Consider the following 21523-nt stretch of genomic DNA (forward strand, 5'->3'; position numbering starts at 1 on the left):
TGTCATCCCATAAGGAAGTTGTTATGAAATTACGCCTGTTCACACTCTCTGCTCTGGCCGCTGGTTTACTGCTCGGCAGTGCTGCACAAGCCCAGGAAAATGAACCCGTACAGCCCATTCCCGCCGCGGTTGTCAGCGATCCGGCGCGCGTTGAGCTGGGTAAAAAGCTGTGGTTTGAACCCCGCTTGTCCCGTTCGGGCTTTATCTCCTGTAATTCCTGTCACAACCTGAGCATGGGCGGTACCGACAATATCCGTACCTCCATCGGTGACCGCTGGCAGGAAGGCCCCATCAACTCGCCCACTGTCTTGAACTCCAGCCTGAATCTGGCCCAGTTCTGGGACGGCCGCGCCAGTGATTTGAAAGAGCAGGCCGGTGGCCCCATTGCCAACCCCAAGGAAATGGCGTTCACGCACGAACTGGCCATGGAGTTCCTGAGCTCCATCCCCGAGTACAAGGCCGAGTTCAAGCAGGTTTTTGGCAAGGCCGATTTTGGTATTGATGAAGTTACCTCCGCCATTGCCGCGTTTGAGGAAACCTTGGTGACGCCTGATTCGCGTTTTGACCTGTGGTTGAAGGGCGACAAGAAAGCCATTACGGATCAGGAGCTGGCTGGCTATCAATTGTTCAAAGGGAGCGGTTGCGTCGCTTGCCACAACGGCCCCAACCTGGGTGGTACGTCCTTTCAGAAAATGGGGCTGATCGAGCCTTATCAAACCACCAATCCTGCCGAAGGCCGCGCGGCTGTGACAGGCAAGGATGCGGACCGTTTCAACTTCAAGGTTCCTACTTTGCGTAATGTGGAGCTGACCTACCCCTACTTCCACGACGGTGCGGTTAATACCTTGACTGAAGCCGTGGATATAATGGGTCGTTTGCAGTTGGGTCGCAGTTTCTCTGCAGAGGAAAATGCCCAGATCGTCGCGTTCCTGAAAACGCTGACGGGTAAGCAGCCTGAAATCACACTGCCAATCTTGCCACCTTCACGCGACAACACGCCACGTCCGGTGCCATTTGGTTCTTGATAGCAGACTGTCCAGGCGGCCTTTCATGAGTTAGGCCACCTTGAGGTGACCCAGGTCTTGGATCGCGTTATCCAAGCCTGGGTTTTTGTATTTGGCCGTGGATTCAAGGCTTTGCTGTATGTTCAAACGATCAAGCCCCTGCTGTTATTGTTGATGCTCGATCCGGCTGGCTAAAAAAATAGTACCATTTAGATACTATTTCAATGACTGGAACCATCATGAGTCGCATTGTCCTGTTTGAGAACATTCATCCTAGCGCCCGTGAAGTTTTTGAGGCTGCGGGTTTGACCGATATTCAGACCTACAAGGGAGCCTTGTCGGGTCAGGAGCTGCTGGACGCTGTCAAAGGCGCCGAAGTGGTCGGAATTCGTTCCCGTACCCAGTTTGACAGCCGGGTGCTGGCACACGCAGACCAGCTCAAAGTGCTGGGATGTTTTTGTATTGGTACCAACCAGGTGGATCTGGATCAGGCCCAGAACCACGGCGTACCGGTCTTTAATGCGCCGTTTTCCAATACCCGCTCGGTTGCCGAGCTGGTGCTGGGTGAGGCCATCCTGTTGCTACGTCGTATCCCCGAGAAGAACCTGCGCGTACACCAGGGCTTCTGGGACAAAAGTGCCGATGGCGCTTTCGAGATCCGTGGCAAAACCTTGGGCGTGATTGGCTACGGCAATATTGGTTCTCAGGTCGGTACTCTGGCCGAAGCCTTGGGGATGCGCGTGCTCTATCACGATGTGGAGTCCAAACTGCCATTGAGCAATGCCCGTGTTTACGGCAGCCTCAAGCAGATGCTGGCCGAGTCCGATGTGGTGACCTTGCACGTCCCAGGTGGGCAGGGTACGCATAACATCATGAATGCTGAAACTATCGCTGCCATGAAACCCGGTTCTATTCTGATCAACGCGTCGCGTGGCACGGTGGTGGACATTGACGCCTTGCATCAGGCTCTGGTCAGTGGTCATTTGGCTGGTGCGGCGCTGGATGTATTTCCCACTGAACCGAAAAGCGTGGACGAGCCCTTGAAGAGCCCGCTGATTGGCATGCCCAATGTGATTCTGACGCCGCATATTGGTGGTAGTACCCAGGAGTCGCAGGAAAACATTGGCCGTGAAGTGGCTGAGAAACTGGTCAGTTACCTGCGTAGTGGTGCCACCAAGGGTGCAGTGAACTTTCCTGAGGTGTCGTACTACGACATCCAAGGTGCCGTGCGCTTACTGCATGTCCATCGCAACGTCCCCGGCGCGATGGGTGGCCTGAACAATCTTTTGGCTCAGCACGGCATCAACATCACTCGTCAGCAGTTGCAAACACAAGGTGAGCTGGGCTATGCCATGACGGACTTGGATCGTGTGCCAGAACAGGATCTGTTGGACGCTGTGCGTGCCCACTCGAGTACTATACGCAGCGATTTGATTTTTCCGGCTTAAAGCCTGAGCCAGACTGTCAACAAACGGCCTCGGATTCGCTGGAATCCGGGGCCGTTTGTTATGCGTGCCTTGGGGTTCAGGCCGAATGCATGGATTTGGTGGGCCAGGAAATGGTTTGCTCTGGGCTGCTGCCCGGAACAATAATGTCGCGCAAGGTGTAGTTATCCAGATAGCTCAGAAACTGCGCCAGTGCTTGTTTAAGGATATTGCTCAGATTGCAGCGACCACTGAGGATGCAGTGGGTACCACTGCCCAAGCACTCCACGACGGCCAAATCCGTTTCGGTGTAGCGCACCAGCTCACCCAGGTTGATGTCGTCGGGCGTACGTGCCAGCCGCATACCGCCATTTTTCCCCCGTTGCGTCTGAATCCATCCGCCTTTGGCGAGCAGGTGGGTGACTTTCATCAGGTGGGCCTGGGATATCTGGTGGTACTGGGCAATTTCCGCAATGGTACAGAGCCTGTCTTCATTTTGACCCAGATACATTAATTGACGTAGAGCGTAGTCGGTCAGGTTGGTCAGGCGCATGATCAGGGCAGTTGCAGTTCGCTGGCCACTTTGGTGGGATTGTGCTGGAACTGGTAGCCAAACCAGAAGCTGCGGGCGATACGCTGTGCGTACTCCAACGCCAACTTGGCCATGGCCTGATTCTCGCGTTCCTGACAGGTTTCCTTGAACAGACGCAGCCATTGTTCAAAGTGGCTGGCCTGAATGTGCTGCAGTGACAAGTGTTTGGCCATGGGGTTGCCATTGAAGCCATCGGTCTTGAGCAGCAGGGATGACCAGAATTCTTCCATCACTCCCAGGTGCGTATCCCAATCCTTGATGCGTTCGGAGAAAATCGGACTAAGGACTTCGTCCATGCGGATGCGATCATAAAAGTCCCAGACCAGGTCATGAATTTCCTGGCGGGTACACAAAGCGTTGAGCGTCATGATATTTTTAATTTAAAGATATATATTTTATCTATCTTATTGGCAGGGCTTACCGGGGTCAAGCCAGAAAGAAAATGGCTGAATCAGGGGCGATTGCACGTTGGATTTCACGCGGATTCAACGCCTGCCTCCCTACACTGAATCCAAGTTTCAGAGTAGGGATGTAGTGTTTCAGGTGTTTTTCCTTGAAAGGTGGTGGTTGGAGAGCTTGATGATCTAGAGCAGTGTTTTTTGTTAAGGCAAGCAGCACTGTCGGTAAATTGCACGAGTTGGGCTGGCACGCTACGATTACTTTTTGTTGGTTAGCCCTCTATTTTGTTACAGCATGGTGCTCAAGAAATAATGATTACAAAGAGACAGGCGCAGACACTTTCTTGCGTTATCCCGGGTTTGAATGAAGCAGAGAACCTGCCCGCATTGTTGCCTGTTCTGGTGACGACGTTGCGTGAGCTGGTGCCGGCTTTTGAAATCATTTTTGTTGACGATGGCAGCACCGACGCAACGCCTTTGGTCATAGAGCAATTGCGTCACACTTACCCCGAATTGGTTTATTTGCAGTTATCACGCAACTTTGGCAAAGAAGCGGCGTTGACGGCAGGGTTGGCGGCCAGTCGCGGGCAGGTAGTCGTGTGTATGGATGCGGATTTGCAGCATCCTCCTGCTTTGATTGCAACCATGCTGGAGCGTTGGTCTACTGGACTGGAAATGGTCTATGCCGTACGGGAAACCCGCGAGGACGAAGTTTGGCTAAAGCGTGTGGGCACCAGTGTGTTCTACAAGCTGATGCGTACCTCCAATGGCTTACGCGTACCTCGTGATGCCGGCGATTTTCGCTTGATGGATCGCTGTGTCGTCGATGCCCTGATGGCCTTGCCCGAGCGCAGCCGTTTCATGAAAGGCTTGTTTGCCTGGGTGGGTTTCCCGTCCGAGCCTATTTATTACTCCCCTGCCGAGCGTTTGCATGGTGTCAGCCGATTCCGCCCTGCCAAGCTATTGCGCTTTGCCGTGGATGGTTTGACGGCATTTACCACCTGGCCGCTGCGCTTGTTGAGTTTGTTGGGGGCGGTGCTGGCCATGCTGTCTTTCAGCTACGGTTTGTTCATTATCTTCAAGCATTTGATCTATGGAGACGCCGTACGGGGCTGGACCACCTTGATTACAGTGGTGCTGTTCTTTGCGGGGGTGAATATGCTTTCGCTGGGTGTGGTCGGCGAGTATGTCGCCAGCATCTTTGCCGAGGTCAAGAACCGGCCTTTGTACTTGGTGCATCGTCGCCGGGGGCAGGGCTTGGCTCCGGATCAGAAACCCACTCACAGCCCGGACCAAGGCAGTATCCAGAGCCAGACGCAACAGCAGGACTGAGGGTAAGTCCAGTCGGCGAGTGGCTGTTCTGCTTTCAAGTGAAATTGGACGCTACATCGATATTCTGAATCGTTTTGACAGCCACGAAGGTGGCTGCCTAACCCTTTTTGGTTTGGCGATAGACGATGAGTATCGAGAATTCTTTTCCCCCTGCTGGTGTAACCTTGCCACTTGGGCGCGAGCGAGGCCCAGCCTACTGGCTGGGGCAAGGCGTACGAAACCTGGGCACACGCTCTAGCCTGGTCGTGGGCCTGCTGGCGCTGCTGTGGTTTGCGCTGACCCTGGGCACGTATCCCTTGCTGATTCCGGACGAAGGGCGCTATGTCGGCGTGGCCCTGTCCATGCTGGAGTCCGGAGACTATCTGGTGCCGCGTCTGGACGGCTTGCCGTTTTTCCATAAACCCCCCCTGCATTACTGGCTCACTGCCTTGAGTCTGAAAGTGCTGGGTGTGAATTTTATCGCCGCGCGTCTGGTGCCTGCCTTGATGGCGACCTTGTTGATTGTCGGTATGCATGCCTTCCTGAAGCGCCATGCCAGCCAGCAACATGCGGGCTGGACGGCTCTGATTCTGGCCAGCAGCCCATTGCTGTTTGGAGCCTCCCATTACGCCAATCTGGACATGACGGTTGCCGCCTTGATCAGCACTTGTGTGCTCTTGGGTGGCCACGCTGCCTTGCAGATGGAGCAGGGGCGCCCCTATCGCTGGGCCTTAATGGGGCTGTATGCCACGGCAGGTTTGGCGTTTCTGGCAAAAGGCTTGATCGGGATTTTGATTCCTGGCGGCATTCTGGTGTTCTGGTTGCTGGGCCGAGGACAGTGGCGTACCTTGCTGCGTCTGTTTTCTTTCACCGGCCTGGGAGTCTTGTTGCTGGTCGCCACGCCCTGGATGTGGGCCATGCAGGCCCGCTACCCCGGTTTTTTTGACTATTACATCGTCTACCAGCACTTCCAGCGTTTTCTGGAAACGGGCTTCAATAACCCTCAACCTTTCTGGTTCTACTTTGCCCTGATGCCTGTCGCCACCTTGGGCTGGACACCCTTCCTGTTCAGGCGCCTTCGTGGTTCTGCCAGTACTCCCGATGGTCTGGCAGCGATACGTGGCTTGATGCTGTCTGCCCTGCTGACCGTGCTGATTTTCTTTTCCATTCCTGCGTCCAAGCTGGTGGGCTATGTCTTGCCTGCGATTGGCCCTTGGGCGTTCTTCCTGGCGGATGCGGTGATTCGCCGCGGCCAGCGGGATGGGGAAGCCAAGGTAGAGCGCTTTGCGGTCTGGAGCTTGGGTGTTTGTGTCGCGATTTGCGCGCTTGCCGTGGTGACAATGATGCTGCGCCCACAGGTCAACAGCCAGGCTTTGGGCCGTGTACTGGCCAGTGAGTATCAAAAGGGTGACCGGGTCGTCTTTCTGAATAACTACCGCTACGACCTGGGTTTTTACGTTCCGGACTTGCAGAACATCAGCGTCATGGGACGCTGGGATGATCCGGAAATCATGCGTACTGATAACTGGCGTAAAGAGCTGTTGGAAGCGGCCCGTTTTGAACCGCAGCGTGGGGCGATGACCTTGATAGACCGGGAAACCTTGCGTCAGCAACTATGTCGGGACAGCAAAGCGGTAGTCTGGCTGATCGGTTCGCCAGATACCGTCCGTCAAAGCCAGGTGCTCAACCATGCCCAGCGTCTGTATGACGATCAGCGTATCGCGCTGTGGCGCTTTGACCATGATGAGTACGAGCTTATGTGCGACGAAACGCCCAAAGCCGCCCTGCCAGAAACGTCAGCACGGCCAAGCCGATAAGAATCAGGCCCAGTAGTACGTCGTAGCGCAGGCCGGAGTGATTCAGTAAAAACGCATAGCTGGCTTCGTTGACTGCGAAGCCAGCGGCGGACACCAGGAAAAACCGTGCCAGAGCTGGCAGAAAACGGGCATTCTGGGCGCGGAATGTCAGCCAGTAGTGGCCACCAAAAGACACCAGGAACGCGATCAGCCAGCCGAAAAGATTGGCCAGCAGCGGAGACAGGCTCAGCGCCTGTACCAGGGCGATTACAATGCCCCAGTGCGTGAAGGCGGCCAAGGTGCCGACCAGTATGAACAGAATGATTTGACGAGACATAAAGCGGAGCGAGCAGTGTCCAAGGACAGGCAGATCAGTATATGCGCGGATGATTTTGGCATGGCCCCCGCTGTGGACGAGGCCATACTGACATTGGCCCAGGCCCGACGCCTGACAGGAACATCCTGTCTGGTCGATGGGGACAGCTTTGTGCAAAATGCACCGGCACTGCGCCAGAGCACCTTGCAAAAAGGTTTGCACCTGAATTTTACCGAGTTTGCTTCCCAGGCGGGCGTGTATGCCATGCCGCTCAAGCAAGTGATTATCCGCAGTCTGTTGCATCGTCTGGATAGTCGGAAGATCAAGGAGAGCGTGGCCCGCCAACTGGATCGTTTTGAAGCGGTGATGGGGCAGGGCCCGGACTATATCGACGGGCATCAGCATGTGCATCAGCTACCCATGATTCGTGAGGCCTTGCTGGCAGAGATGGAGCGTCGTTATGCGGCTTCCATGCCTTGGCTGCGCTACACCGGCGCCCAGCGTCTGACGACGGGTTTTGCCTTTAAAGACAGATTCAAGGCACAGATTATCGCCGGGCTAGGTTCCAAGGAGTTGCGACGTCTGGCCAGAGCCAAGGGCGTTACCTTGAATAGCAGCTTTACCGGCGTGTACGATTTCCAGGGGGGTAGGGAACGCTACGGCGCCTTGGTCCAGGCCTGGCTGGCGGTGATGCAGCATGGCGACAGCATGATGTGCCATCCTTCTCTGAGTCGCGTGCAGGACGATCCTGTGGGCCAGCAACGTCAGGCGGAGTACGAGGTGTTGGCAGGAGCTCAAATGCAGCAATGGCTGGATCAATACAGCCTGCGTATTGCCTGAGCACGCGTCCGCAGGCAATGTGCAGGCTGGCCTGCTTGGCTGGGTGGCCAGTCAGGCCAAGGACAAAGGGGCTTGCGTACTCCTGGGGAGGAACATACTATTTTTCCTTTCAGTGCTTTTTGCTTATTCCGATTTCAGGAGTGTTTATGTCCTTCCCACATCAGTTTTTGACCGAGCAATTGGCCGTTGCGCCGCAGTTATCGGGAGAGGACATGCAAGCCGTGGCCGATGCTGGTTTTAAAAGTGTCATCATCAATCGTCCCGATAGCGAGGGTGGTCCCGATCAGCCTTTATCGGCAGATGTCATGAAGGCAGCCCAGGCAGCGGGCTTGCAGGTGGAGTATCAGCCCGTTGTGGGTAGCGCCATTACGTCTGCTGATGTTGCCCGTTTTGGTCAATTGCTTGAAGCTTTGCCAGGCCCGACTCTGGCTTATTGCCGCACAGGTACTCGCTGTGCCGTATTGTTTCGTGCATTGAACGAATCCTGACCTGGCTCAAGGTTCAGGTCTGTACTAGCTTGTCCTATGCGTGTATGCAGCGGTAAGCTATTTGTCTCCATTCAAAGGGGTTATGCCATGTTCAAGAAAATTCTGATTCCAACTGACGGTTCCGAGCTCTCTTCCCAAGCTGCCAACAAAGGCGTGACCTTCGCCCGCCAAATGGGCGCCGAGGTTTTGGCTTTGCACGTGACGCAGCCTTTTGCCGCCACAGTTGGTTTTGATGGAATGGCTGCTGCCTACGCCATTACCGACGAGGACTACGACAAGACCGCCAAAGAACAGTCGCAGAAGTACCTGCAACAGATTCTGGACCGTGCCGAGACTGCTGGTGTCAAGGCAACGGGTAAATCCGTGTCCAACTTTAACGTGGCCGATGGTATTGTGCAGGTTGCCGAGCAGGAAGGCTGCGACCTGATCTTTATCGGTAGTCACGGCCGTAGTGGTCTGTCCCGCCTGCTGTTGGGTAGCGTGACCATCAAGGTGCTGAATATGGCCAAGAACACCGTATTGGTGTATCGCGTCAAAGAAAACGATTAATCGTTGTTCAGCCCACAAAAAAACCCGCTTAGCGGGTTTTTTTATGTGCGATGTATTTTGTCAGTGGCTGTGTGTATTGCGCTTGCCAGGTGGTTTTTTTGCTGGCTTTTAGTGGCGATAGATCTTGAGCATCACCGTGGCAAACACGTGCAGTCCACTTTATTGGCTGCGTGGCTCCAACTGCTGTTTATGGGTGACGACTGCCTGCAAGACAATAGGCAACAGCTCCCCATCTTCGCTTTTACCGCTGGGATTTTGCTGCACAAAATCCAGTAGGGACCGGCGCATGCGTGGGTCCCAGAACTTCTGAATGTGTTCTGCAATCTCGCGCAGACCTTGCTCCCGATTGCTCAGGGTTTCAAAGAATTGGCCGATCTGGTTGGCCATGGGAATCAAAGGAACAATGTTCATGGTGATGTGGCCGAGTGTGACTCGGCAGAATTCAGGTAGTGGGGATGGCTGTACAGCGTGAAGCTGCGGTCACGGGCAAAGGCAGCCAGCATGACTCCCAGTTCCTCGGCAATCTGCACGGCATAGGCGGTGGGGGCGGAGACGGCCACCACAAAGTTGATGCCCATGGCAGCGGCCTTCTGGACCATCTCGAAGCTGGCACGGCTGGAGATCAGCACCATGCCAGAGCGGGGATCAATATTGTTGCGCAGCATGTGGCCCAGCAGCTTGTCCAGCGCGTTGTGGCGGCCTACATCCTCGCGCACGGCCAGGATATCGCCTTGCAGATTGCACCAGGCAGCGGCGTGGGTAGCCCCCGTCAGTTGATGCAAAGGCTGGCTGGAGCGCAAGGCATCCAGCGCCTGGAAGATGGCGGCAGCATCGGGGCTGTGCTCGGGAGTATTCAGACGGGGTAGCTGTCGGCGTACCTCGTCCAGGCTTTCCAGACCACACAAACCACAGCCTGTACGACCGGCCAACTGGCGGCGACGCGCCTTGAGCTGATGCTGGCAGGCACTGGCAATTTCGATTTGCAGCAAGCTGCCGCGTTCGCTTTCCAGCACATCCACGCCGCGTATATCGTCAGCCGTACGGATGATGCCCTCGGTCATGGAAAATCCGTAAGCCAGATCCTCCAGATCGCTGGGGCTGCATAACAAGGCACTATGGCTGATGCCATTGAATTCCAGAGCCACGGCTTGTTCGCGCGCCAGCGCATCCTGATCCTCTTGGGGCAGGGTGTCAGCTTGTGTTTGTGCTGGGGTACGCGCCTGCCGCCATACGGTGGCAGGGGCGCTGGCATCACGAAAATCTGCCTGGCTCACGTGGCAACTCCTTAGGGCCTATTGGGACGCATCATACTTTCGCGACGGCCTCGGCATGCTCATGCGAGTGGCTGTGATCCGTCTGGGCCAAATCCTCGGCTGGGACGGTCTCGCCTTGCAGGAGACGCTGCTGAATATCGTGAAAACGGTTCCAGCGATTTTGCCAGGCCGACTCGGACGTGACGCGCTGAATCTGTACCGCTGTCACCTTGTACTCGGGGCAGTTGGTTGCCCAGTCCGAGTTGTTGGTGGTGACCACGTTGGCGCCCGACTCGGGAAAGTGGAAAGTAGTATAGACCACCCCTGGCTGCACTCGTTCGGTCACCGTTGCACGCAAGGCAGTCTCGCCCGCACGGCTCTTGACCGAGACTTTGTCGCCACTGCGAATGCCACGATCTTCGGCATCCACCGGGTGAATTTCCAGCAAGTCCTCCGCATGCCAGGCCACGTTGTCGGTACGGCGGGTTTGTGCGCCCACATTGTATTGCGACAGGATGCGGCCTGTGGTCAGCAGCAAGGGGAACTTGCGGCTGCTGCGCTCTTCGGTAGGCACGTATTGGGTCAGCATGAAGCGGCCCTTGCCACGCACGAACTCGTCGATATGCATGGTGGGGGTGCCTTCAGGGGCTTGTTCGTTGCAAGGCCATTGCACGCTGCCACCCAGTTCCTGGATGCGATCGTAGGACACGCCGGTAAAGGTGGGGGTCAGGCGGGCGATCTCGTCCATGATCTGGCCGGGGTGCTCGTAGTTCATGGGGTAGCCCAGCGCACGGGCCAGGGCGCAGGTGACTTCCCAGTCAGCCATGCCAGCCTTGGGCTCCATCACTTTGCGTACGCGCGAAATACGACGCTCGGCGTTGGTGAAGGTGCCGTCTTTTTCCAGGAAGGACGAACCGGGCAGGAACACGTGGGCGTACTTGGCGGTCTCGTTCAGGAACAGATCCTGTACTACTACGCACTCCATGGCAGCCATGGCGGCAGCCACGTGCTGGGTGTTCGGGTCAGACTGAACAATGTCTTCGCCTTGGCAGTACAGACCCTTGAAGCTGCCACTTAGAGCGGCCTCGAACATATTGGGAATGCGCAAACCAGGCTCGGATTGCAGGGACACGCCCCAGGCCTGTTCAAACTGCTGGCGTACGCTGGTGTCCGAGACGTGACGGTAGCCAGGGAACTCGTGCGGGAAGGAGCCCATATCGCAGGAGCCTTGCACGTTGTTCTGACCACGCAACGGGTTCACACCCACGCCTTCGCGGCCCACGTTGCCGGTCGCCATGGCCAGGTTGGCAATGGCCATTACGGTGGTGGAACCCTGGCTGTGCTCAGTTACGCCCAGACCGTAGTAAATCGAGCCGTTGCCGCCGGTGGCGTACAGACGGGCGGCGCCACGGATGTCGTTGGCGGACACACCACAGATCTCGGCCATGGCTTCTGGCGAGTTCTGGGGCTGGCTGACAAAGCTGCGCCATTCATTGAAGGCGGCGGTATCGCAGCGTTCGGCCACATAGGTTTCGTTCACCAGATTTTCGGTGACGATAACGTGAGCCATGGCGGTCAGGATGGCGGTGTTGGTGCCGGGGCGCAGGGGCAGGTGGTAGTCGGCCTGGATGTGCGGCGAGCTGACCAGTTCGGTCTGGCGCGGGTCAATCACGATCAGGCGGGCACCTTGGCGCAGGCGGCGTTTCAGGCGCGATGCAAATACGGGGTGGGCGGCGCTGGGGTTGGCCCCTATCACGATGACCACGTCGGTGTGCATCACCGAGTCAAAGGTTTGCGTACCGGCGGACTCACCCAGGGTCATCTTCAGGCCGTAGCCGGTCGGGGAGTGACACACGCGGGCGCAGGTGTCCACGTTATTGGTGCCAAAGGCGGCACGAACCAGCTTTTGCACCAGATAGGTTTCTTCGTTGGTACAACGCGAGGAGGTAATACCACCCACAGCGTCACGACCATGTTGATCCTGAATGCGACGGAACTCGGAGGCGGCGTAATGGATGGCCTCGTCCCACGACACCTCCTGCCAGGGGTCTGTAATGCTCTTGCGTATCATGGGGCTCAGGATACGGTCCTGGTGAGTGGCGTAACCCCAGGCGAAACGGCCTTTCACGCAGGCATGACCACGGTTGGCCTTGCCGTCTTTCCAGGGCGTCATGCGAATGACCTTGTCGCCCTTCATCTCGGCCTTGAAGCCGCAACCCACACCGCAATAAGCACAGGTGGTGATGACGGCGTGCTCGGGCTGGCCCAGATCGATGACGGATTTTTCCATCAGGGAGGAGGTCGGGCAGGCTTGAACGCAAGCGCCACAGGACACACAATCGCTGCCCAGGAAATCGTTGTTCTGACCGGCAGTGACGCGCGACTCAAAGCCGCGCTTGTCGATGGTCAGTGCAAAGGTGCCCTGAACTTCCTCACAGGCGCGCACACAGCGGTTGCAGACAATGCACTTGCTGGAGTCGTAGGCAAAGTAAGGGTTGGAGTTGTCGGTGCTGTCGTCCAGGTGGTTGGCGCCATCAAAGCCATAACGCACGCTGCGCAGGCCCACGACACCGGCCATGTCTTGCAGTTCGCAATTGCCGTTGGCGGGACAGGTCAGGCAGTCCAGCGGGTGATCGGAGATGTACAACTCCATCACGTTGCGGCGCAGCTTGTGCAGGGTATCGTTTTCGGTTTGGACGACCATGCCTTCCTCCACCAAGGTGGTGCAGGAAGCAGGGTGGCCGCGACGGCCTTCAATGTCCACCAGGCACAGACGGCAGGAGCCAAACGCTTCCAGCGAGTCGGTAGCGCACAGCTTGGGAATATTGATGCCCGCCAAGGCGGCGGCGTGCATCACGGAAGTGCCAACGGGCACTTCAATCAATTTGCCATCAATGGTCAGGTTGACCATCTCGGTCTGGGTCGAGGCTGGGGTGCCCAGGTCACGTTCGCGTACGGCGACTGTTTCTTTCATGGTGATCTCCGTCTTAGACCTTGGCCAGGTCCTGCTCGGTTTGCGGGGCCAGTCCAAAATCCTGGGGAAAGTGTTCCAGCGCGGACAGGACGGGATAAGGGGTCATGCCGCCCAAGGCGCACAAGGACCCGGAGAACATGGTGTCGCACAGGTCGCGCAGCAGCTCGACATGGTTGTCCATGTCTTCGCGGCGACGGATCTTCTGGATGGTCTCCACGCCACGCGTAGAGCCGATGCGACAGGGGGTGCATTTGCCACAGGATTCGATGGCACAGAACTCCATGGCGTATTGCGCCATGTGGGCCATGTCCACTGTGTCGTCAAAGGCCACCAGACCACCGTGACCGACCATGGCATTGATCTTCATGTAGGCTTCGTAGTCCAACGGGACATCCCACTGGTGTTCGGGCAGATAGGCCCCCAGGGGGCCACCAACCTGTACTGCCCGCAAGGGACGACCGCTGGCGCTGCCGCCACCGTAGTCGTACAGCAGTTCGCGCAGGGTAACGCCGAAGGCTTTTTCCACCAGACCACCGTTTTGCAGATTGCCGGTCAACTGGAATGCCAGCGTGCCACGCGAGCGGCCCATGCCGTAGTTCTGGTAGTAGGCACCACCCTTGGCCAGAATCACGGGCACGGAAGCCAGGGACACTACGTTGTTGATGACCGTAGGCTGACCAAACAAGCCTTTGATGGCGGGCAGAGGCGGTTTCACACGCACCATGCCGCGCTTGCCTTCCAGACTGTCGAGCAGAGCGGTTTCTTCACCACAAATATAGGCGCCGGCTGCCTTGCGTACTTCCAGATCGAACTCGCAGCCGCTGCCTTGAATGTTCTTGCCCAGCCAGCCCGCCGCGCGCGCTGCCTCAATGGCTTCGTTCAAGGCCTGCACGGCCAGCGGGTATTCGGAACGCACATAGATGTAGCCATAGGTCGCACCGACGGCCAGACCAGCAATCGTCATGCCTTCTACCAGACACAGGGGATCGCCTTCCATCAGCATGCGATCAGAAAACGTGCCCGAGTCGCCTTCGTCGGCATTACAGACAATGTATTTCTGCTGTGCCGGGGTGTTCAGTACCGTGTTCCATTTGATACCGGTTGGGAAAGCAGCCCCGCCTCGACCACGCAGGCCGGAGTCGGTCACTTCTTTCACAATGGCGGCAGGCTCCATGGCCAGTGCTTTGCTCAAACCTTCAAAGCCACCACAGGCCTGATAGTCGGCCACGCTGACCGGATCAATCATGCCCACGCGAGCAAACGTCAGGCGTTCCTGATTCTTCAGGTAGGGGATGGCGTCCGTCAGACCGTGGCACAACTTATGTGCACCGCCTTGCAGGAAACCAGCGTCGAACAGACCGGGCAGATCTTCAGTCTGGACAGGGCCGTAAGCCACACGGCCTTCTGCCGTTTGCACTTCCACCATGGGCTCCAGCCATAGCAAACCGCGCGAGCCATTGCGCACAATCTGCACATCCAGACCGCGCTCCTGAGCCTGGGTCGCCAGTTGCTGGGCAATCTCATGGGCGCCCATGGCGACCGCCGCCGTGTCGCGCGGAACGTAAACGGTAATGGTGCTCATGACTGCGCCTCCTGGCTGCTTAGCAGGGCGTCCAGTTTTTCGGGGGTGACGCGTGCATGGGGAACGCCATCGAGCATGACGGCGGGGGACTGAGCACAGAGGCCCAGACAGTAGACAGGCTCCAGCGTGTACTGGCCATCGTCGCTGTTTTCATGGAAGTCGCAGTTCAGGCGGCGACGGGCATGAGCCGTCAGCTCCAGCCCGCCCCGCGCCTGACAGGCCTCAGCCCGGCAGATTTCCAGGGTATGAGTCGCGTGGGGCTGGGTGCGGAAGTGGGTGTAAAAAGAGATAACGCCATGGATTTCCGCCCGGGACAGAGCCAACTGTTCGGCCAGCACCGGCACCACGGACTCGGGAATACAGGCAATCCGGTCCTGAATGGTGTGCAAAATAGGCAACAGGTTACCTTTCTGGCCGGCGTGCTCCTGCACGGCCTGCAAGGCGACCTCTACAGGAGTCAGACCGGACAGGTCCTGCTCCTGGGTATGAGGGGATGTTTGCATGTCCTGTGTGCGCGGTGCCCGGGTTAGGAGCCTGCGCCTCCATGTTTTTTATGCACGGATGTGCATATTATTTAGCAGTGTTTTCCCTTGTAATCTAACCACTTAAGTCCATAACTTCAATAAGCAATATTTCGCATATATAATGTTTGGTACATGCAGCACAAAACATAAATACGAAAACACACTGGTCTACAAAAACATATGACCAAACAGAAATTCAAAGCCCGGCTGCGCTCTGAATGGATTCTGGAAAATGCAGACGGCGTGGAACTTCCCATGGGGGATGTGCTGCGTTTGTTGGGTGCCATCGAGCGACTGGGGCACCTGGCGGGAGCCAGCAAGGAATGCCAGTTTTCCTACAGACATGCCTGGGGCTTGTTGCGCAATGCCGAACAACAGTTTGATGCGGCCTTGCTGGAAACCTCCCGGCGCAAGGGCACCAAGCTGACTGAGTTTGCCCAGCGTTTGCTATGGGCAAACCGGCGCCTGGATGCGCGTTTGACGCCGACCCTGGAAAGCATGGCTTCCGAGCTGGAAGAGGAACTGGGCCGCTTGTATGCCCAGCCTTTGGACCGTTTGCGCTTTCAGGCCAGTCACGGGTTTGCGATTGAAGGGCTGATGCGCTTTGCCAACGAACACGATGGTTTGCCGCTGGAGCTGCGCTATCGCACCGCTATCGAGGCGCTGGCTTCGCTGGAGCGTGGGGACTGTGATCTGGCCGGTTTCCAGGTTCCGGTAGGCGAGTTCGAGGTGGCTGCCATGCGCCGTTATGGGCAATGGTTGTCACCAGCACGTCACCGGCTGATTTTCCTTTCCACACGCCGGACAGGCTTGTTTGTGGAAAAGGGAAACCCCAAGAACATTACCGGCATGGCCGATTTGCTGCGCCCTGATGTGCGCTTTGTGAACCGTCAGATGGGCTCCAGCACGCGCTTTCTGGCCACCTTGCTGCTGGGTCAGTTAGGGGTAAACACGAATGCGGTGCTGGGCTTTGAAACCACAGAATTGACGCATATGGCGGTGGCGGCTCACGTTGCCAGCGGAATGGCCGATACCGGTCTGGGTGTGGAAACCGCGGCCAGTCGCTGCGGGCTGGAGTTCATTCCCCTGGCACAAGAGCGTTATTTCATCGCGGTCGAGCAAGAGGCGCTGGATAAGGCTCCTATGCAGCAACTGATGAACGTGATTGGCGGTTCCGCGTATAGTCAATTCATGCAAGATCTGGTGGGTTACGACCCACGGGGTTTGGGACAGATCATGACGCTGGAACAGGCATTTGGGCAAGCGGCCGACCTGCTCTGGCGTTAGACTCCCTCGCTTGACGAAAACACACACCATGAGACGGGGCCAACCCTGTCCTTGAACGAAAGAGAACACCATGAGCGATGAGCATGGGCCAAAACGTGAACCTGTGTCTGTAGACCAGGTTCAGTACAGGCCATATCAAGAAGCTGCTCCCCCAGGTTCAGAGACCCGGCCCTTGGGGCAGGGAGACACGCAGCCTGCTGGATCGGGGGGGGAGAGGCCGTCCGTCATCGAGCAGGGGGTGCAAGCGGGTGCTGCCGAGCCTGCACGCCGCCCGACCGTGCGGATTGCCGCTGTGTCCGGACAACCGCTGGACCAGCGCCGCCGTCCGTTTCACGATCTGCGTATTTCCCTGACCGACAAGTGCAATTTCCGCTGTACCTATTGCATGCCCAGGGAAGTGTTTGGCACGGACTATGAGTTCCTGCCTCACTCCTCCCTGCTCAGCTTTGAAGAGATCGAGCGTGTGGCAAGGCAGGCGGTTTCCCTGGGTGTGCGCAAGCTGCGCTTGACAGGCGGCGAGCCACTATTGCGTCGAAATATTGAAGTGCTGATTGCCATGCTGGCCAAGCTGCGTACACCGGAAGGTGATCCGGTAGAGCTGACCTTGACCACCAATGGCACCTTGCTGGGTCGCAAAGCCCAGTCTTTGAAAGACGCGGGCTTGAATCGTGTCACCGTCAGCCTGGATGCCTTGGATGATGCCCGCTTTACGCAATTGAGCGATAGCGGCGTGTCCGTGTCCACTGTGCTGGATGGCATTGCCAAGGCGCAGGCCGTGGGTTTGAGCCCGGTGAAGGTCAATATGGTGGTGCGCAAAGGACTGAATGACGACCAGATTCTGCCTATGGTGGAGCACTTCAAAGGCTCGGGCCAGATTCTGCGCTTTATTGAATATATGGACGTGGGCAACAGCAATGGCTGGAACCTGGAAGAGGTCGTCAGTGGTGCGGAGATTGTGGAGCGTATCCAGTCCTGTTTCGAGCTGGAACCGGTCGCTGCTCAGTATCGCGGCGAAGTCGCCAGCCGCTGGCGTTTCAAGGATGGCACGGGTGAAGTCGGCGTCATTACCAGTGTGACGCAACCCTTCTGTGGGGACTGTTCGCGCATGCGTCTTTCCCCCGAAGGACGCTTGTTCCTGTGCCTGTTTGCTTCTCAAGGTTATGATGTGCGGGCGCAATTGCGTTCGGGTGCCTCCGACGACCAGTTAGCCGCCTATATGCACGGCGTCTGGACGGGACGGCAGGACCGATATTCCGAGATTCGGGGTGAGCAAACCACGAGTCGTGACCGTATAGAAATGAGTTACATCGGCGGATGATAAGCACACAGGACATCAGCGGTATTGTGCTGGCAGGTGGTCGGGCCCGGCGTTTTGATTTGTCGGGCCAGATCGATAAAGGCTTGCTGCTGTTGCAGGGCCAACCCTTGGTCCAGCATTTGGTGCGTCGCCTGCGTCCGCAGGTGGGGACTATCCTGATCAGTGCCAATCGCAATCCTGAACAATATGTCCATTGGGGCCGCGTGGTCCCGGATGCGCTGGAGCTGGAGGGCTATCTGGGCCCGCTGGCCGGTTTGGCCAGTGTGCTGAATCAGATCAGCACGCCGTGGGCCTTGTCCTGCCCGGTGGATTTGCCCTTTGTACCCGTGGATTTGGGCAAGCGGCTGATCAAGGCCGTAGAAGAGCAGGGCGCGGTTGCCGCCTATGCACAGACAGAGCGCAGTCATCCTTTGTGTTTGTTATTGCGTGCTGATCAGGCCGCGGGCCTGAAAGAATATCTGCTCAGCGGCGAGCGCCGCGTCATGAGCTGGCTGGAAAGCATAGACGCGGTGGAGGTAGATTTCCGCGATGCGCCGGAACATGCTTTCTTCAATATCAATACGCCGCAGGATCTGGATCAGGCCCAAAGCTGGTAAACCTGTTGTAGTGGTTTTGCTGCTCGTGTGTGAATGTTCCTTTACGTAGGCCTGCTCAGAAGCCGGCTGTCTTTACTTGAAGAATTTTTAAATAGCGCCAAACAAAAACAAACAACGCAAAAAACCGCCCTGATCAGGGCGATTTTTTTATGGCAAAGCCAAAGCGTGGATAAGCGTCCGAGCTTATGCCTGCCACTGGCTGTATTCATACAGACGCACCACATTGCCGGGGGCGACATGGGAGTCGGCAGGGATGCGGGCCAGTGCCTGAGCCCAGGGCAGGGAGCTGATCACGCCCGAGCCCTGATTATTGAATGGACGCGCCAGCAGGCGACCTTGTTCGTCGCTATCCACTTGTACTCGGATGAACTCTTCGCGGTCACCTTCAAAGTGGCGCTCGCCTTGCAAAATGCCGTAGCGAATCGCAGGCAGTACTTGATGGCGGCCTTGCAGTCGACGAATCAGCGGTGACACCATCAAGGAAAACACGGCGTAGGAGGACACCGGATTGCCGGGCAGGCAGACCAGGGGCTTGTTGTCTATGTACGCCAGTGCCAGCGGTTTACCAGGCTTCATGCGCACTTTCCACAGATCCAACTGACCGCCTATTCCTTCGATAGCCGGTTTCACAAAATCCTTTTCACCGACCGAGACACCGCCTACGGTCAGCACCAGGTCGCAGCGTTGCAGCAGCTCTTTCAGGGCGTCTTGAATAGCTTCCAGTGTGTCTTTGGCATGGACAGCATGGACTGTTTCAACCCCTAGTGCTTGAAGCTGTGCACACAGCATGGGAGCGTTGGAATTGTAGATCTGGCCGGTTTCCAGTGGCTGACCGGCGGGGGTCAGCTCGTCGCCTGTGGTCAGAATGCCCACCGTCAGGCGAGGGTAGACCTGTAGTTGGGCATGGCCTTGCGCAGCCAGTTGGGCAATATGGGCTGCTGTCAGCTTGGTGCCTGTGGTGATCAGCACCTCACCGATGCGCATGTCTTCTCCACGGCGGCGGATGTTCACGCCCGCGGTGGGCATGTCCAGAATGCGTACGCCTTGTTCGTCTTCCTGGCAGTTTTCCTGAATTACCACCGTATCGGCACCGGGCGGCAGCATGCTGCCGGTAAAGATGCGAATCGCCATGTTCTCTTTCAGCGTTTCAGGAATATCGCCGGCATAGCAGCGTTGCTGAATGGGCAACACCTTGCCATCGGCAATATCAGCCAGGCGCAGGGCATAGCCGTCCATGGCGCTATTGTCGGCGGGCGGCATGTCTAGCTGGGCTTGAATATCCTGGGCCAGAATACGTCCCAAGGCTTGCGACAAGTCGCAGGTCTCGGTGTGGGTGGGAACTTGCCCTGCCTGGGCCAGCCTTTGCTGTGCTACGTCAAATTCGATCATAGGATGGATAAATTCGATAAAACGATGTGTGGCTCAGGGCGTCAGAGCACGGTGGAAAGAAGGTTGTTCGGGAGCTGCTCTGCCTGTGTTGGTATCAGGGCGTGGCTGGCTCCAGATACTCAGAGGCGAAATTGCACGGACGATGGCGGCTGTCCAGTTGTTCTTTCAGGATCTTTTCCCAGGCCAGCTTGCAGGCACCGCCCGAGCCGGGAATGCAGAACAGCAAGGTTCGGTTGGCCGTGCCAGCCAGCGCATCGGATTGCAAGGCCGAGGAGCCAATATCCTGATAGGACAGGTAGCGGAACTGTTCGCCAAAGCCGGTAATGACCTGATCCAACAAGGGGGTGACTGCGGCAATTGTGGATTTCTTGTGGCTGAAGCCGGTGCCGCCATTGCAGATGATGACGTTGATTTCCGGGTCCAGAATCCACTGGCTGAGCAGGGCGCGGATGGCGTAAATATTATCCTTGCTGATGGCTCGCTGTACGCAGTAGTGGCCGTTTTCTGTCAGGCTGGCTGCCAGGTAATCGCCGGAAGTGTCATCATCCGGGCCTCGGCGGTCCGAGATGGTCAGCACCGCCGCGTTCAAGCGGGCAGCGGGTAAATCAGTCTTGGCTTTAGACATGCTTGTGGGTGTCCGCAGAGGTATTCCAGGAGTCGGTTTTCTGGGCGTCGCTGTCGCGCTGCTGTACCCAGAAACGCTTGCCGTCAGCCAAGGTTTCACGCTTCCAGAAAGGAGCGCGGGTTTTCAGTACGTCCATGATGAATTCGCAGGCGCGAAAAGCGTCGCCACGGTGGGCACTGGTGACACCAACATAAACGATTTGTTCGGTCAGGTGCAGCTCGCCCACACGGTGTACGACCAGCGTGTCCAGTATGGGCCAGCGTTGACGAGCCTGCTCGCAAACCGCTTCAATCTCGCGCTCGCACATGCCGGGGTAGTGTTCCAGGAACAGGGATTCGGTGGCGGTGCCGTCGGCCTGATCGCGCACATAGCCGGTAAAGGTCACCATGGCACCGGCTTTGCCGCCAGCCGTGGCGCGCAGCTCGGCGTTCAGGGCGGCAACATCAAAATCGTCGGTCTGGATGCGAATCATCTCAACCTCCAGTGACGGGCTCGAACACAGCCACTTCATCACCGGGTCGGACAGGGTCGGTGGGCTTGGCGTGGAACTGGTTCACCGCGACATGCAGGCGGCCGGCCATATCGCTCAAATTCGGGTGGCGCTGCAGCAGAGCATCCGTCCATTGCTGGACGGTGCCTTCCTGAGGCCATTCCCAGTTTTCCTGGCGCTGGCCTGTGCGTTCGGCCACTTGGGCGAAGTACAGGACGCGCAATGTTAAAGGGCTTGTCATGCTATCTCCGTGAAAGGGCTTAGAGCTGGGCAGTCCAGGTCCCGCTTTTGCCGCCGGTTTTCTCCAGCAAACGGGTCTGTTCGATCACAATGCCTTTGTCGGCCGCTTTACACATATCGTAAATCGTCAGGGCGGCAATGGAGCAGGCCGTCATGGCTTCCATCTCGACGCCGGTCGTGTAGCGGGTGCGGCAGGTGGCCAGCACCGCAATGGTGCCTGTTGAGGCGTCGCTTTCAAAATCAATGCCGACAAAATCCAAAGGCAGGCTGTGGCACATGGGAATCAGCTCGGCACAGCGTTTGGCGGCCAGCACGCCGGCCACGCGTGCGGTGTTCAGCACTTCGCCCTTGGCATTGTGCTGGGCCGACAGTAATTGGTAGGCGGCAGGACTCAGACGCACCACGGCGCGGGCGGTTGCCGAGCGGGAGGTGGCGGATTTGTGGCTGACATCGACCATCTGAACTTTCCCATCTTCATCCAGATGGGAAAGGTGCAAATCTGTATTTTCGGTAGGGGTGCTCATGAT

23 protein-coding genes are annotated in these 21523 nt (G+C 57.3%); 10 read left to right on the top strand and 13 right to left on the bottom strand.

Features of this window, described 5'->3' with window-relative positions:
• The first annotated feature begins 23 nt into the window (after positions 1–23).
• Both ACDI13_RS13305 and serA read left to right on the top strand, forming a co-directional pair.
• Positions 24–1025, top strand: coding sequence for a cytochrome-c peroxidase (locus ACDI13_RS13305; protein WP_316990948.1), 1002 nt, complete (start codon positions 24–26; stop codon positions 1023–1025).
• A gap of 218 nt (positions 1026–1243) precedes the next feature.
• Positions 1244–2452 (top strand): phosphoglycerate dehydrogenase, encoded by a 1209-nt coding sequence (gene serA / locus ACDI13_RS13310; RefSeq protein WP_316990949.1) that lies wholly within the window; start codon positions 1244–1246, stop codon positions 2450–2452.
• A 76-nt stretch (positions 2453–2528) separates the two neighbouring features.
• Here the strand turns inward: serA and ACDI13_RS13315 are convergent, their stop codons facing one another.
• Together ACDI13_RS13315 and ACDI13_RS13320 are read right to left on the bottom strand one after the other, a co-directional pair.
• Positions 2529–2981: an Rrf2 family transcriptional regulator gene (locus ACDI13_RS13315; RefSeq protein WP_316990950.1), complete on the bottom strand. Its 453-nt coding sequence runs from the start codon at positions 2979–2981 to the stop codon at positions 2529–2531.
• Positions 2982–2983: 2 nt separating this feature from the next.
• Positions 2984–3388, bottom strand: a complete 405-nt coding sequence (locus ACDI13_RS13320) for a group III truncated hemoglobin (RefSeq protein WP_316990951.1) — start codon at positions 3386–3388, stop codon at positions 2984–2986.
• A 342-nt stretch (positions 3389–3730) separates the two neighbouring features.
• On the opposite strand from ACDI13_RS13320, the gene ACDI13_RS13325 reads away from it, so the two are divergent.
• Both ACDI13_RS13325 and ACDI13_RS13330 read left to right on the top strand, forming a co-directional pair.
• On the top strand, positions 3731–4750 hold the full coding sequence (locus ACDI13_RS13325) for a glycosyltransferase family 2 protein (RefSeq protein WP_316990952.1): 1020 nt from the start codon (positions 3731–3733) through the stop codon (positions 4748–4750).
• Between the two features lie 125 nt (positions 4751–4875).
• The gene (locus ACDI13_RS13330) at positions 4876–6546 is read left to right on the top strand and encodes a glycosyltransferase family 39 protein (RefSeq protein WP_316990953.1); all 1671 of its coding nucleotides are present in this window, start codon (positions 4876–4878) and stop codon (positions 6544–6546) included.
• Here ACDI13_RS13330 and ACDI13_RS13335 read toward each other — a convergent pair.
• On the bottom strand, positions 6485–6862 hold the full coding sequence (locus ACDI13_RS13335; protein ID WP_316990954.1) for a GtrA family protein: 378 nt from the start codon (positions 6860–6862) through the stop codon (positions 6485–6487). The two genes, ACDI13_RS13330 and ACDI13_RS13335, sit on opposite strands and share 62 nt — an antisense overlap.
• A 60-nt stretch (positions 6863–6922) precedes the next feature.
• Between ACDI13_RS13335 and ACDI13_RS13340 the strand changes: the two genes are divergently transcribed.
• The 3 genes from ACDI13_RS13340 to ACDI13_RS13350 all read left to right on the top strand — a co-directional run bounded on the left by ACDI13_RS13340 (position 6923) and on the right by ACDI13_RS13350 (position 8718).
• Positions 6923–7681, top strand: a complete 759-nt coding sequence (locus ACDI13_RS13340) for a ChbG/HpnK family deacetylase (protein WP_372372477.1) — start codon at positions 6923–6925, stop codon at positions 7679–7681.
• Between the two features lie 146 nt (positions 7682–7827).
• On the top strand, positions 7828–8169 hold the full coding sequence (locus ACDI13_RS13345) for a TIGR01244 family sulfur transferase (RefSeq protein ID WP_316990956.1): 342 nt from the start codon (positions 7828–7830) through the stop codon (positions 8167–8169).
• Positions 8170–8256: 87 nt separating this feature from the next.
• Entirely contained in the window at positions 8257–8718 is a 462-nt protein-coding gene (locus ACDI13_RS13350) for a universal stress protein (protein WP_316990957.1), read from the top strand.
• Between the two features lie 159 nt (positions 8719–8877).
• Here the strand turns inward: ACDI13_RS13350 and ACDI13_RS13355 are convergent, their stop codons facing one another.
• Genes ACDI13_RS13355 through ACDI13_RS13375 form a run of 5 tightly spaced genes read right to left on the bottom strand, consistent with a single transcriptional unit; the run spans position 8878 to position 15030 of the window.
• Positions 8878–9129 (bottom strand): formate dehydrogenase subunit delta, encoded by a 252-nt coding sequence (locus ACDI13_RS13355; protein WP_316990958.1) that lies wholly within the window; start codon positions 9127–9129, stop codon positions 8878–8880.
• On the bottom strand, positions 9126–9992 hold the full coding sequence (fdhD, locus tag ACDI13_RS13360; RefSeq protein ID WP_316990959.1) for a formate dehydrogenase accessory sulfurtransferase FdhD: 867 nt from the start codon (positions 9990–9992) through the stop codon (positions 9126–9128). Before fdhD ends, ACDI13_RS13355 begins: the two co-directional genes overlap by 4 nt.
• Before the next feature lie 31 nt (positions 9993–10023).
• Positions 10024–12945, bottom strand: a complete 2922-nt coding sequence (gene fdhF / locus ACDI13_RS13365; protein ID WP_316990960.1) for a formate dehydrogenase subunit alpha — start codon at positions 12943–12945, stop codon at positions 10024–10026.
• Between the two features lie 13 nt (positions 12946–12958).
• On the bottom strand, positions 12959–14527 hold the full coding sequence (locus tag ACDI13_RS13370) for an NADH-quinone oxidoreductase subunit NuoF (protein WP_316989225.1): 1569 nt from the start codon (positions 14525–14527) through the stop codon (positions 12959–12961).
• The gene (locus ACDI13_RS13375) at positions 14524–15030 is read right to left on the bottom strand and encodes a formate dehydrogenase subunit gamma (protein WP_316989224.1); all 507 of its coding nucleotides are present in this window, start codon (positions 15028–15030) and stop codon (positions 14524–14526) included. Before ACDI13_RS13375 ends, ACDI13_RS13370 begins: the two co-directional genes overlap by 4 nt.
• A gap of 201 nt (positions 15031–15231) precedes the next feature.
• Between ACDI13_RS13375 and ACDI13_RS13380 the strand changes: the two genes are divergently transcribed.
• The 3 genes from ACDI13_RS13380 to mobA all read left to right on the top strand — a co-directional run bounded on the left by ACDI13_RS13380 (position 15232) and on the right by mobA (position 18252).
• Positions 15232–16338: a substrate-binding domain-containing protein gene (locus ACDI13_RS13380; RefSeq protein ID WP_316989223.1), complete on the top strand. Its 1107-nt coding sequence runs from the start codon at positions 15232–15234 to the stop codon at positions 16336–16338.
• 70 nt (positions 16339–16408) lie between these two features.
• Complete coding sequence (gene moaA / locus ACDI13_RS13385) at positions 16409–17656, top strand: GTP 3',8-cyclase MoaA (protein ID WP_316989222.1); 1248 nt, start codon at positions 16409–16411, stop codon at positions 17654–17656.
• Positions 17653–18252 (top strand): molybdenum cofactor guanylyltransferase MobA, encoded by a 600-nt coding sequence (gene mobA / locus ACDI13_RS13390; RefSeq protein ID WP_316989221.1) that lies wholly within the window; start codon positions 17653–17655, stop codon positions 18250–18252. The genes moaA and mobA overlap by 4 nt, the downstream gene beginning before the upstream one ends.
• 183 nt (positions 18253–18435) lie before the next feature.
• On the opposite strand, the gene glp is transcribed toward mobA, so the two are convergent.
• The 5 genes from glp to moaC all read right to left on the bottom strand — a co-directional run bounded on the left by glp (position 18436) and on the right by moaC (position 21520).
• On the bottom strand, positions 18436–19641 hold the full coding sequence (gene glp, locus ACDI13_RS13395) for a gephyrin-like molybdotransferase Glp (protein WP_316989220.1): 1206 nt from the start codon (positions 19639–19641) through the stop codon (positions 18436–18438).
• A 94-nt stretch (positions 19642–19735) separates the two neighbouring features.
• A complete protein-coding gene (moaB, locus tag ACDI13_RS13400; protein WP_316989219.1) occupies positions 19736–20266 on the bottom strand; it encodes a molybdenum cofactor biosynthesis protein B in 531 nt (176 codons plus the stop codon).
• The gene (locus tag ACDI13_RS13405; protein ID WP_316989218.1) at positions 20259–20738 is read right to left on the bottom strand and encodes a molybdenum cofactor biosynthesis protein MoaE; all 480 of its coding nucleotides are present in this window, start codon (positions 20736–20738) and stop codon (positions 20259–20261) included. Before ACDI13_RS13405 ends, moaB begins: the two co-directional genes overlap by 8 nt.
• 1 nt (position 20739) lies before the next feature.
• Entirely contained in the window at positions 20740–20997 is a 258-nt protein-coding gene (moaD, locus tag ACDI13_RS13410; RefSeq protein WP_042483151.1) for a molybdopterin converting factor subunit 1, read from the bottom strand.
• A gap of 19 nt (positions 20998–21016) precedes the next feature.
• Positions 21017–21520 (bottom strand): cyclic pyranopterin monophosphate synthase MoaC, encoded by a 504-nt coding sequence (moaC, locus tag ACDI13_RS13415; RefSeq protein WP_316989217.1) that lies wholly within the window; start codon positions 21518–21520, stop codon positions 21017–21019.
• Between the last annotated feature and the right edge of the window lie 3 nt (positions 21521–21523).

Origin of the sequence: Alcaligenes faecalis (genome assembly GCF_041521385.1) — a bacterium.
Taxonomy (GTDB): domain Bacteria; phylum Pseudomonadota; class Gammaproteobacteria; order Burkholderiales; family Burkholderiaceae_B; genus Alcaligenes; species Alcaligenes faecalis_E.